The following is a 12,381-nucleotide window of genomic DNA, read 5'->3' on the forward strand; positions in this document are numbered from 1 at the left end:
GTAATTAGGGAATTTCTCCCTGAAATTCAGAGGTTTCTGTTCATCAGACTTATAATTAGGGAAAACTTACCTGATTTTCGGCCGATTTAGTAACTAATTAAGAAATCCCCCTAATTATTAGGGAGGAATTCCCTGATTTCGTTCATTTAGAGCGAATACCGGCTATTTTCAGGGAGTTTTTCCCTAATTAGTTTAAACCCTACCGCAAGCCGTACGAAAATCACACCTAGCAAGTCGCCCACCGGCCACTGCCTACGCCCACCGGCCACTGCCTACGCCCACCGGCCACTGCCTACGCCCACCGCCTACACCCACCGCCTACACCCACGCCTACGCCCACCGCCTACGCTCACCGCCGCTCACCGCCCCACCGCCTATCGCCCACCGCCCAACCGCCCAACCCAATATCATAGAACACTACGCGTGGTGTCATATGGCACAGTAAAATCCATTACTTTTCTTTTCAATTCCATTCCATAAAAAAGAAGCTGCCCCCAAGTAGAGTTCACTACTTTTGAGACAGCCTCTTACGAATAATTATAAGGGAAACCCCATCGAGATGACCGCACCGCCATTTCTTCGGTTGCCTGCGCTGATCTGACCTCCACAACGCTCGATGATTGCGCGGGAAATAGCCAGTCCAAGTCCGGATTCTCCGTCTTTTCCTTTTACGAACCGATGGAAGAGATAGGGAAGCAGATCGTCAGAAATTCCAGGGCCATCGTCACTAACGGATAACAGGGCCCGGCCCTCCTTGACCGAAACATGGATATAGATATGTTGGTTAGCGTAACGTGTTGCATTGGATACTACATTAAGAAGCGCCTGTAGCAGCTTATCCCTATCCGCGAGGATCGTAAGAGAATCTTGATGATCGTGGGAGATATGGAGGGTTAATTCTTTTTTCATTAATAGAGGGTTCATTCTTTCGATGGTTTCTGTCAGTAGATCTTTTAAACAAATTTCCGTAGGCTTGAATATATCTTCCTCGCTGTCCAGCTTCGCAAGTAAAGTCATTTCGGACACGAGCTTCTTCAAGCGGCTGCTTTCGCTCATGATAATGTCTAGCCCTTTTACTACATTCTCACCTTCAAAAACACCATCCTTAATCCCTTCAGCGTAGCCGGAAATGGACATTAAGGGGGTTTTTAATTCATGAGACGCATTCTGGAAAAATTGTTTCTGCACATGGTTGAAACGATTTAATTCATCTGCCATGTCATATACCGATTGAGCGACGGATCCAAGCTCTCCACCAGCTTTAATTAATTTAACATCTGAGAAGCGGCGTTCTTTGACTTTGCGGAGTTCTTGTTGCAGCCTCATTAGAGGTTGAATCAGCTTCTTGGTGATAAATAGGCCAAATAGGAACATAAATGCTCCCGCTGCACTGAAAACGATCAGCAGTCTTTTGAGCAAAGCTTGTTCAATAGCAGTGACTGCGCTCATAGGGGTTAGTAAAGTTAGCGTGCCTATAGGTGTAGCCTTCACTTCAGTAATATACCGTGTATCTGTTCCATTCCAAATGTTCTGGAGCTCAGTGGCTTGGCCTGTGACACTCTTGGCATCGTAGTTTATTGCAATTGAACTCATCTCTGATGATGTGGACAAGACTTTTCCTGTTTCATCGCTAAGAATGGCTTCGACGCCTGCAGTGCTTAGAGAAGGTATGGTCACGGGCAGAGCTTCCAGCTGAGTGCCAATCTCCCCGATGTATTTACTTTCTTCAGTCAATGTAGCTGACATCGCCGCACCAATGGTTCTTAAATCCTCTTTTTGTGTTCCGACAAAATGGTTGAGCAGTACAAAATGGATCACGACAGCAGTAATAGATAGTAGCAATACCAATGCAATACTAAAGGCTAAATTAATCTGATGTGCTAGTTTCATTCGTATGCTCACCCCCATCTGTTCTCATGCGGTATCCGTGTCCCCATACTGCCTCAATGGGCAAATGCTCCAGTTTTTTGCGCATCCGTTTAATTAGATGATCCACGGCGCGATCACTTCCAAAATAGTCGTCTCCCCACACATAGCTCAGCAGCTCATCTCTTGTAAATGCCCGGTTAGGGGCATCCGCGAATACTTTTAGCATGGTGAATTCCTTGCTGGTCAAGTCCACCTCTTCACCACACCAGAATACACGTCTTTCTTCCGGCAATAGTAGAAGCTGGTCAATTTCAAGACGGGTGGAAGTGGCCTGACTGTTCAATTTTTCGGCCTGATTACTCATTTTGTACCAGCGTTGAAGCTGACGTTTGATCCGGGCGACTAACTCACGAGGACTGAACGGCTTGACTAGATAATCGTCACTGCCAAGCTCCAATCCTAATATTTTATCCACTTCATTATCTCTTGCGGAGATCATAATGATCGGTACTTCGGCTTCGTTACGAATCCTTTTACAGAACTCATAACCATCCATGCCGGGGAGCATAACATCGAGTACCCACATATCCGGGGGGCTTGTCTGCCACAAGGTCCATGCTTCCTCAGCGCTGCCAAGGCCGATGGTGTGGTAATTTTCTTTTTGTAAATAAGCTTCAACAAGATTGCGTATATGTTCATCATCGTCGACTACGGCAATGAGGTATGGATTATTCATTTCAGGTTACCTCCAAATTATTCTCCTACAAGTATATCAATCCAGAGGTGGGTAGGGGTGGCTGCCATCGTTTTTCCACAAATTAACCAATGTTCTGCCACACCCATTTTGTAAGCTTGGTCTTGTAAGATCATTCGAATCGACGAGGAGTGTTGTATTTATGAATCAACAGATGTTATTTAAAAAGTTAGCGCTGTCCGCCCTGCTAGTGTCCGCCGTTGCTGCACCGTCTGCAACGAACGCAGCAAGTGGAGCACAAGACGGAAACACGAAAACAACGGCCGCAGCGGTGGTTACTGCTGCCTCTAAAGGAACAATTGCCACTAAAGTGACCACTATTGATTGGGTAGATCCCCTGGAGTTGGCTAAGACCTACGCACCTAATACCCAAGAAGACTGGAAGAACACCTTGGATCAGTATTATAAGGTTGCTGGATTTAGTGTAACCGGAGTTGCCGAGCTTGTGCCTGCGGAACTGGTGGAGGGAGTTCAATTATCAAAAGAAATACTATCCACCGAAGCTCTACCTGCGGGATATATTGAAGCTGGTCGTAACCTTGAAGTAGTACCTGTAGTCGATGATATGAAGGTAGATAGCAATATTACTACTTCAATTAAAGCTGTAGACGCGACTTCAATTGCTATTTCCATTCCAGATCTTAGCGACGCGGATAAAGCTTTTTTCAAAGCTCAAGATGATCTGAATAGTGCCGTTAAATCCAAAGATGCGACTGTGATCAAGGAAGCTTTAGCTAATTTGTTGGACCAATATAAAGAGAAGATCAAGGAGCTTGAAACAGCCAAATAACGGTGATTAGCGAGGCTTGATACAGAATAGAGATACTGAAAAGGGTAAAGATAAAAGACACCTCGCGGGTGTCTTTTTTGTATGCATATCAATCTTCACGCTTTGCCTTTGGCCCTTACTTGCTTCCGCCAGTTCACACCGATCACCCCGGCGATGATCATCACTGTACCAGTCCAATGGTACCATTCCAGTTGCTCATTCAGCAGAAGTACACCACCGAGAATAGAGACAACTGTTGAAAGACTGCCGAAAATGCTCACGCGTGAAGCTTCCATCCGTGATAAAGCATAGTTGGAGAGGAAGGAGGTAACGAGGGAGGAGAGTACGCCGAGATAGAGCATGGAGAATATAAATTTGGGCTCTTGAAAAGGTGTGAAATACTGATCCAAGGTTCCTGCCGAACCATGCTTAATGATCGCCAGTCCATTAAAAAATATAAATCCGAACAAAGTAATCATATAGGTAAGTTCTTTGGGACTCCAGGTACGTGTCAGCTTTCGAGCCGCAACATTATAACCGGCAAGGGATAAAGCTGAGATTAGGATGAGCAAGACGCCCCAAAGACTAGAAGAAGAGATACTCAAACCTGGAATGGCAAAGATAAGAATAATGCCTGCAACTGAGATTAATGTAGAGATCTTTTGGAAGCTGCTCGTGGTTTCCTTCAAGAACATCGCCGCCAAAAGGATGGTGAAGATGGGCATTGTTGCCTGAATAATACCCGCTACAGCGGAGGTTGTATACAGAAGTCCATACGCTTGAAGGGTGAAATACAACGCTGGATACATTAAAGCCAGTGGGATGATCACTGCGGCCTTGGATATTCCAAACTTCACCCGCCCCCACCCTGGAAAAGTAAATAAAGAAGCGGCAAGGAAAGATAACGTGAAGCGATGAGCTAGCGTATCAAAAGGATCCGAGACGGTTAGGGCCATTTTTACAAATATAAAGGAAAACCCGACAATAATAGCATTCAAGACAGCTGCTGCTATCGCTTTTTGAGTAGAAGATGTATTCATTAGTAAAGACCTCCAAAGTGTTGCGCGCATTTAGGTACCGGTCCTGTTCTGCTCTTTATTCTAAGGCTAGAGTAGCTGTGCTACAATGTAATTATTATTCATCTGTACCGGTACAGAATAAGCTTGGAGGAAGGTGAAAGGGATGTATAAGTATTCGGAGTTAATCAACGAGCTGGAATTGCAAATCGCCGAGGATACGTATCGTGAGGGGGATAAATTACCGTCTATCCGGGAGTTGTCCTTACGTTATGGATGTAGTAAAAGTACGGTTATTCGCGCGTTGCAGGATCTTCAGGACAAACATTTAATCTATGCCGCCTCAAAAAGTGGTTATTATGTCATGAAACGAAGCGGACAGCGAAAAGACGAAGGTGCACATTGGATCGATTTTACGGTGTCTGCACCCGACCCGGATATTTTTCCGTATCTGGATTTCCAACATTGTATTAATAAAGCGATTGATATGTACCGCAATGACTTGTTCATCTATGGAACGCCGCAGGGGCTTCCTTCTCTTATTCGTGAAATGCAGCGCCATCTGGCTTCTTATCAGGTATTTGCCAATCCGGATCAGATTTTTATTACCTCAGGTGTGCAGCAGGCGCTTGGCGTATTGACCCGAATTCCTTTTCCGAATGGCAGGCAGCGAGTGCTGATTGAGCAGCCGGGTTACCCGTTGTTTATGGAATATCTGAAGACGTATGGCATTGAGACAGAGGGGATAAAGCGTTCGGATGCTGGGATTGACTTGAATGAATTAGAGCGGTTATTTAAGACAGGCAAGTTCAAGTTCTTTTATACCGTCCCGCGATTTCATAATCCGCTTGGCGTCTCCTATACCCGTACCCAGAAGAAGGCGATTGCTCAGCTAGCAGCTAAATACGATGTGTACATCGTTGAGGATGACTACATGGCGGACTTGGAGCAGGATGCAAAAGAGGATCCGATCTACGCTTATGACGATGCTTCCCATGTGATCTATTTGAAAAGCTTTTCCAAAATTATTTTTCCGGGCCTGCGTGTCGGTGTCGCTGTACTGCCAGAGGTCCTGTGTGACTCTTTTAACCGATTCAAAAGACTGATGGATATAGATAGCTCTATGCTGTCTCAGGCTGCCCTGGAGTTGTATCTGAAAAGCGGAATGTTCGAGCGCCACCGAAAAAAGATGCGTTCCTGCTACGAAAAAAGATCCACGCTGCTCCATGAATCGATTATGAGAGAGTTAGATACAGCAACAGCACAGCATTATTCTTACCATCCAACCGGCCAGCTTGGCGTGCATACGTATCTGAAGCTTGGTGACAGCGTAAAGACAGAACAGATGATCAAACGTCTGCAAAAAAAGTTCATTCGCATCGAAATGGCGGACAGCGGTTATTTGCCCTCTTTTAATAAAGAGAAGATTCTAAAGCTTAATGTATCCAGTGTAAAAGAGCCGGATATTCGCTCTGGCATTGAACAGGTAATGCAAGAAATACGCTGAGAGCGCAGCGATAAATCAGTGGATAATAATGGTGGAAATGCTGGGAGCCATCTATAATAAAAGGTCAGTAATCCCTGGTTTCTCTATAAATATCCGAACACATTTTCTGGTGCAATCTTCCGCCGAGTCATGCGGACCCAGATGACGTTATTTGCTATTTTTTAGCCTTTGGAGCAGAGTTTCGGACCCCAGCGCCGCTATTCAAGTAGAAAGTGGTCATATTGAGTGGTGTTCACGCTAACAACGGCTATGGGGTCCGATAGCACTCTAAAAGTGGGAAAAAGCCGCTTTTAAGGTCAGCTGTGTCCGATATCGAATTGGCTAAGTGCAAATTACCAAGATGCTTTATCCATCTTTGCTTGGGTAGCGAGTATCAGCAACAAGCAAATTGAAAGTTGTCGTTCCTTTCGGTACAATCCATTCCAACATCGTATGATTCCATCAAAAAGGGTGATCACTTGCGTAAAGATACGAAAACCATCGGCGAGGTGGCTAAGCTGCTGGGCACAACTATTAAAACCGTTCGTTATTATGACGATATCGATCTATTGAAACCATCCAGCCACAGCGAAGGCGGACACCGTTTATATACTCCTGAAGATATTTCCCGCCTGCGGCTGATCACAACGTTACGTTATTTGGATTTCGGCATTGACGAGATTCGCCAAGTTATCGCTGGAGAAATCCAGCTCACTACAGCACTCAACTGGCAGATTGAAGCTTTGGAGACCCAGGTCAGTACGCTGACCAATATGATTTCGATTCTGCGCCAAGCCCAAGAGCATGTCTCAACAGGTGATTCCATGGATTACATGAATGAGCTGGTGGACTCTTTGTCCATGAATGCTGATAAGCGAACCCAGTTCATCTCCAGTAAAATAGAAGAAATACAGCCGCTCGGTCAATTGCCGTCCGAATGGCGGGATACCTTTTTATATTTGTTCAATAAATATATTATGAATGAAGTCAAAGTGACAGCCGCGCAAACCGTAGCTTGGAACGAACTACAAGCACTTATGAACGATACACAGTACATGGAGGAGCTTGTCCGATTTGAGCTGCCTTTTTTCAATATGGTTAGACATCCCCGCGTTCCCGCTGCGGTTTGGATTCGGACGCTGGAGAATATCCGAATTCGGGTAGAAGCAGCCTTGCAACAAAAACTATCAGCAGACAGCGCTGTTGTACAGGCAATTGTTGAAGATTTTGTGATGATGTATGCAGGTCCAGAGCAGTTCCGCGATAAAGCTGCCTTTTTCCGCCAATATGCTCATTTGATGCAAACTGCTGTTACCGAACGGATAGAACGCTTTAATAAACTATGCTTGCTCCTCAATCCCAAATGGGATGTTATTGTGAGAGGCAACGCCTTGCTGATGGAAGGGCTAGAATGGAAGCTTGCGCAGGAGAATTCTCATTCCGCACCTTGTTGAAGTGTATACTTCGGATGGTCTCCCAGGTTGTTATTCAAATATTGCAAGGGCTGTCCTTTTAAATAATGGTCAAAAAAATCCAGCGTATACTCATTAATCAGCTCATGTGTTCCGCGCACATCCACATGTTCCATCCATTCAAACAAGGGGGTAAGCAGATATAGATCTGAGAAGCTCATGTGCTTGCTTTGTTTGAAAGTCAGCCAATAGTTCCCGCCTGCAGTTACTGGCTCATACCGGGCGAATAGCTCATTATAGTAGGCTGTAATCTCTTTCCTATCCGTCCGTAGTGCGGCGATTTCAGCATCGCTGGTTTGGTCTACTCCTTTTAAGGTGTCATCGGCACTCATGAGCAAAAAAGGTTTCTTCAAGCCGTCTGCAGGAATCCGTTTTTCACCGTAAAGTACCCCATCCATATCAATGCCTGCTTGTATTCTTTGATCATCCATCAGCATCTGCACCGTCGTGGCTCCCCCAAAGGAATGACCGAACATACCCATATGTTCAAGATCGATCCGGCCTGTAAACAGACCACTAGGATCGTCCGCAGATAAGGTCTCCATTTGATCCAGCACAAACTTAGCATCTTCTACCCAGACTTCATTACGCCGATCCATAAAAGAATACTTCATTTGCTCATAGCCTGTTTTTCCTTCTGAATCAAACGTTACCACAGACTTGTCTGGAAATACCGAAGCTACGCTGCTATAAGCATGTTCAATCCCTACGACAATATAGCCGTGGCTTGCCAATTGCTCGACTTGAAAGGTGTTCTGATTCTTGTAGCCCATAAATCCATGTGAGAAAAGAAGCACCGGATATTTAGTTTCCGTATCTGCCAAACCGGCATTCGCAATAGCGTGGGTGTTGGCCAGTTTTAATCCTGAGAATAAAAACTCCGGCAATTGTAAAAATTCATGCAGCCCTTCTATATACGGAGTAGGATCAGATAAATATGGCGCCGGGCTCCCTGTAGACTCTGAACTTGCTGGATACCAGATTTGCACCATTAATTCGCGGGAGTCACCGGATGTTTCTGTGAACTTTTCTTCCCGTGCAGAATCGGTCCAATGGTAGGTGACGGTTCCTATCTTGTAAGGACCTGTGGGCTCCGCAAAAGAAAATACAGGGAACAGGAGGGGCAGAGCAATGGAAACGGCAGCATAAACCGCCCCAACTCCAGTCAGCACTAGTGTTTTCCAACGCCGTTGCGGTTTTCTTGCTGCCTTTGCTGCGGATCGGAAGAAAAGTCTTGTTCCGCCCACGATTGCCCATAGTGTGATCAGATACACTGGAATCATCGGCCACCGCAACCCTTCCACGAATGCATGGATAAGCAGTAAAGCAGCAGAAATCCCGCTGCCGATCAGCCACCTGCGCTGTGATTTGGGCCGTCCTAGGGTTAGCCATCCCAACAACAATACATTAAATAAGACAAGTGTGATTTCAAGTAATCTCATAATCTATAATCCTCCTTGGTTTTCTTTTCTGGCTGCCGTCCTGAATCCAAGTATAGAACCTCCTGTTAGGGGAGAATCAATGCTCGCTGTGACTTCACTATATTTAGAGGACTATTGAAGATTTATAACAGCAAAAAAAAGAGACCGGGTTCGGTCTCTTTTAGTTATTTCTCGATAGGAGGTATGAATTAATTCGCAAAAAAGTTCGGCAGGAACTCTTTATTAGCTTCCAGCATTTCGTCCAGCATCCGAATCGCTACGTCCACGGACGGAACAAGCGGGTGATGTGCGAGCGCCTGAAGGGCAAGGGCGCGATCTCCGGTTACAGCGGCGTCAATCGCCAGCTGTTCATAGGTTTTGACAGCATGAATGAGTCCTTTAGCCATGGTTGGAATTTTGGTCAGTGGCAGAGGTAGCGGGCCGTTTTTGGTGACCACGCAGTTCACTTCAATGCTGGCGTCATCTGGCAGGAAGTCCAATATGCCGCGGTTAGCGACATTTAGGGTCTGAATGTCGTTTGATCCGTTATGGAGCGATCTCATGAGATTAACAGCTGCTTCTGAGTAAAAAGCACCGCCGCGCTGTTCCAGCTGCTTCGGCTTCTCGCTTAGCTCTAGATTGCCATAAAGCTCGAAGAGCTCTTCTTCTACACGTTTGACGACTTCAGCACGGTTAATGCCTTGTTTATGGGATTCCATCTGCTCTTCGAGCATGGCATCGGTCATATAGAAATATTTTAAATAGTATGAGGGCAGTGCATGAAGGGATTGCAGGAATTCCGGGTTCCATTCTCTTGCCGGTACGTTCTTAGCGCTGTAGCTGGTTGTATCTGCAAGCATATCATCCAGCTTGTCTTCACCTTCAACATCGATACGAGTAATCCAGTGCAAGTGGTTGAGGCCCACAAATTCGGCATATACGCGGTCTGCTGCTACATTATATTTGGCAGAGACTTGCTTGATCAGGCCGATAGGTGCGTTGCACAGGCCAATACTTTTAACCTTAGAATATTTCAGAACGGCTTCGGTGACCATCCCAGCAGGGTTAGTGAAATTGAGCAGCCATGCGTTGGGAGCCAGTTCCTCGATATCACGGCATACATCCAGAATAACAGGGATGGTGCGCAGTGCTTTCATCATTCCCCCAGGACCTGTTGTTTCTTGGCCAATAACGCCATATTTGAGCGGAATCGACTCATCACGGGCACGGGCATCAAGCATGCCGACACGCATCTGGGTGCTGACGAAGTCGGCGCCTTCGATAGCTTTACGGCGGTCTGTTGTCAGATGAACCTCAATCGGAAGGCCGGATTTCTCCACCATACGTTTTGCCAAATTACCTACAATATTCAGCTTGCGAAGACCAGGCTCAATATCTACAAGCCATAATTCGCGCACGGGAAGTTCTTTATAGTGAAGAATGAATCCCTCTACTAATTCTGGGGTATACGAAGAACCTCCACCGATAACTGCAATCTTTAATCCTTGGTTAGCTGCCAAGATTAATCACTCCTGTCTTGTAGTTTGTTTGATCGATTCATAATCCTGAAATTTCCGCATTTTGTCATATACTTCACTACTAAGGGCCAATCCATCTTGATCCATAGCTGACCATACTGCACCGACTACAGGCTCTGTGGCAAGGGTAACCACGGTTGCCTGAGGGGCTGCAGCATGTACAGCTTTCTCGATAGGCTGGCGAATCCAACCGCGATCCCCTCGGGTTAGCAGACTTCCTGCCAGCACCACATCGAAGGTCTCCTGCTCCATGCCTAGCTTGTGAATGATAGCTGCCGCAGACTTACCTAGTTCAACCCCTTGCCGATGTAAAATCTCCAACGCTACGGTATCTCCTTCAGCTGCTGCTTCAAAGAGCAGGCGAGCAACATTTACAGGGACTTTTTTCCAATGATCGAGGAAATCGTGAAACATATGCCCAACTTCCTCATAACCTAGCATTTTTAGCAGTAAGCCTGTTAAGAGGGTGGGCTGTTCCCGGCCGTCCCAAGCTCGGATAACGGAACGAAACACCTCAATATTGAGTGCGCCACCTCCGCCAAAATCACCGTACATATAGTCAAAGCCGCCGCATTGATAATGCTCTCCCTGCAGGTTTCTGCCTGCTGAATTGGTGCCGGTGCCGCAGATGAGCGCGACACCATATGGGCGATTCGTTCCGGCGCGTAGACCGATCATAGTGTCACAGTTAATAGTGTATTTGGTGAATCCTATCTGGCGTATCATCGGATGGAGAATAGCGTAGTCGGCCTCGCGATCAGCACCGGCAAGTCCGAGATAGGTATGCTGGATGTCTTCCAACCGGAGTCCGGCTTCAGCCAGTGCCCCGAATGTGGCCTCTTGAATACTGTTGGCGGCCTCAAGGGCGCCTGTCTGGTGGTTGCCGTTACCGCTCTTGCCTTTACCAAGAACATTGCCATGTTCATCGCTTAGCAGAGCATAGGTTTTCGTGCCTCCCCCATCGATCCCCAAGTAGTAAGTCAATGGTCGTCACTCCTAGTGTATAAAATTTAATCTACTCAGCTCCGGTAGACTCACGTACGATAAGTTCCGGATCAATCCGCATCCCGGCTCCGCGTTTCATCTTTCCAGAGATGCGTTTGAGCAGCATATCCGCGGCTGCCAGCCCGATTTTATCCGCAGGCTGACGTATTGTTGTCAGATGTGGATGAAGCTGTGAAGCAATATAATGATCGTCATAGCCGACCACTGCCACCTCTTCGGGTACCTGAATACCCGCTTCCATCAGGGCATTGATGACTCCTAGCGCGATATTGTCATCCCCGGCGAATACGGCGGTGGGCAGCTTTCCTTCCTTCAGCCAACGTTTGCAGGTATCGTATCCCATACCAATATCGAAATCACCTGGTACGATCTCAAAGGGGGTCAGCCCTTGTTCCTGAAGCGCCTGTAGGAATCCACTGCGCCGCTCCCGCGTACTCCGGAACATTTCCTGACCGCAGAGATGAGCGATTGAAGTATGTCCCAGCTCCAGCAGATGACGCGTAGCTGCATATCCCCCCTTGAAGTTGTCGATCGTGATGGAGTAGGTATCATTTTCGGGCTTCTGATTATCTATCAGCACATAAGGGATACCCCGCCGTTTTAACTCCACAATATAATTGTCCTCTTCCATTGGAGAGAGCAGAATTAAACCGTCTACACGATCCTCCTGAATTAAATAATGGCTGTCATCCGATTCGATGCCTGTTGAGATAGATATGGCTAAAAAATAACCATGCATCGCTAATATTTCATTCAGCTCTTTGACCACTGCGTCAAAAAAGGAATCTTGCAGGGTAGTGACAATAATGCCGATAATTCCCGTCTTACCGCTTGCCAGACTGCGTGCCGCAGCATTAGGGCGGTAATCCAGCTCTTTAATTGCCTCCAGTACCTTTTGGCGATTATTCTCACGCACCGATTCGGCCCCATTTAACACCCGGGATACGGTTACAACGGATAATCCGGATTTTTTGGCTACATCAAAAATACTCACTTTCATCTTTAATTCTCCTCACGGCAGATTTTCCGATCCTGTTTTCTACTTTCAGTA

The 12,381-nt window shown here is 46.5% G+C and carries 10 protein-coding genes; 3 read left to right on the plus strand and 7 right to left on the minus strand.

The features are described from left to right. Positions 1-537: 537 nt before the first annotated feature. Positions 538-1,890 (minus strand): HAMP domain-containing sensor histidine kinase, encoded by a 1,353-nt coding sequence (locus NSQ66_RS01180; protein WP_036687209.1) that lies wholly within the window; start codon positions 1,888-1,890, stop codon positions 538-540. Then, positions 1,868-2,605, minus strand: a complete 738-nt coding sequence (locus tag NSQ66_RS01185; protein ID WP_036687211.1) for a response regulator transcription factor — start codon at positions 2,603-2,605, stop codon at positions 1,868-1,870. Before NSQ66_RS01185 ends, NSQ66_RS01180 begins: the two co-directional genes overlap by 23 nt. A gap of 160 nt (positions 2,606-2,765) precedes the next feature. Here NSQ66_RS01185 and NSQ66_RS01190 point away from each other — a divergent pair, with 160 nt between their 5' ends. Further along, entirely contained in the window at positions 2,766-3,413 is a 648-nt protein-coding gene (locus NSQ66_RS01190; RefSeq protein ID WP_076141430.1) for a hypothetical protein, read from the plus strand. 95 nt (positions 3,414-3,508) lie between these two features. On the opposite strand, the gene NSQ66_RS01195 is transcribed toward NSQ66_RS01190, so the two are convergent. Then, entirely contained in the window at positions 3,509-4,432 is a 924-nt protein-coding gene (locus NSQ66_RS01195; protein ID WP_076101113.1) for a DMT family transporter, read from the minus strand. A 142-nt stretch (positions 4,433-4,574) separates the two neighbouring features. Between NSQ66_RS01195 and NSQ66_RS01200 the strand changes: the two genes are divergently transcribed. Both NSQ66_RS01200 and NSQ66_RS01205 read left to right on the plus strand, forming a co-directional pair. After that, the gene (locus NSQ66_RS01200) at positions 4,575-5,915 is read left to right on the plus strand and encodes a PLP-dependent aminotransferase family protein (protein ID WP_076141429.1); all 1,341 of its coding nucleotides are present in this window, start codon (positions 4,575-4,577) and stop codon (positions 5,913-5,915) included. A 395-nt stretch (positions 5,916-6,310) separates the two neighbouring features. Beyond that, a complete protein-coding gene (locus tag NSQ66_RS01205; RefSeq protein ID WP_249267709.1) occupies positions 6,311-7,348 on the plus strand; it encodes a MerR family transcriptional regulator in 1,038 nt (345 codons plus the stop codon). On the opposite strand, the gene NSQ66_RS01210 is transcribed toward NSQ66_RS01205, so the two are convergent. The 4 genes from NSQ66_RS01210 to NSQ66_RS01225 form a co-directional block, all read right to left on the minus strand. After that, positions 7,330-8,808, minus strand: a complete 1,479-nt coding sequence (locus NSQ66_RS01210) for an acetylhydrolase (protein WP_076141428.1) — start codon at positions 8,806-8,808, stop codon at positions 7,330-7,332. The genes NSQ66_RS01205 and NSQ66_RS01210 overlap by 19 nt on opposite strands. A gap of 188 nt (positions 8,809-8,996) precedes the next feature. Continuing rightward, a complete protein-coding gene (locus tag NSQ66_RS01215; protein ID WP_076101120.1) occupies positions 8,997-10,307 on the minus strand; it encodes a 6-phospho-beta-glucosidase in 1,311 nt (436 codons plus the stop codon). 6 nt (positions 10,308-10,313) lie between these two features. Further along, positions 10,314-11,309, minus strand: a complete 996-nt coding sequence (locus NSQ66_RS01220; RefSeq protein WP_076141427.1) for a BadF/BadG/BcrA/BcrD ATPase family protein — start codon at positions 11,307-11,309, stop codon at positions 10,314-10,316. Positions 11,310-11,340: 31 nt separating this feature from the next. Beyond that, positions 11,341-12,330 (minus strand): LacI family DNA-binding transcriptional regulator, encoded by a 990-nt coding sequence (locus tag NSQ66_RS01225; protein WP_076101123.1) that lies wholly within the window; start codon positions 12,328-12,330, stop codon positions 11,341-11,343. Positions 12,331-12,381 lie beyond the last annotated feature (51 nt).

The organism is Paenibacillus sp. FSL H3-0329, assembly GCF_037963285.1.
Classification (GTDB): Bacteria; Bacillota; Bacilli; order Paenibacillales; family Paenibacillaceae; genus Paenibacillus_AQ; species Paenibacillus_AQ odorifer.

Bases quoted from the DNA above. Each gene is read 5' to 3' on its own strand.
- NSQ66_RS01190 (WP_076141430.1), top strand. From the start codon at position 2,766: ATGAATCAACAGATGTTATTTAAAAAGTTAGCGCTGTCCGCCCTGCTA.
- NSQ66_RS01210 (WP_076141428.1), bottom strand. From the start codon at position 8,808: ATGAGATTACTTGAAATCACACTTGTCTTATTTAATGTATTGTTGTTG.
- NSQ66_RS01225 (WP_076101123.1), bottom strand. From the start codon at position 12,330: ATGAAAGTGAGTATTTTTGATGTAGCCAAAAAATCCGGATTATCCGTT.
- NSQ66_RS01195 (WP_076101113.1), bottom strand. From the start codon at position 4,432: ATGAATACATCTTCTACTCAAAAAGCGATAGCAGCAGCTGTCTTGAAT.
- NSQ66_RS01185 (WP_036687211.1), bottom strand. From the start codon at position 2,605: ATGAATAATCCATACCTCATTGCCGTAGTCGACGATGATGAACATATA.
- NSQ66_RS01180 (WP_036687209.1), bottom strand. From the start codon at position 1,890: ATGAAACTAGCACATCAGATTAATTTAGCCTTTAGTATTGCATTGGTA.
- NSQ66_RS01200 (WP_076141429.1), top strand. From the start codon at position 4,575: ATGTATAAGTATTCGGAGTTAATCAACGAGCTGGAATTGCAAATCGCC.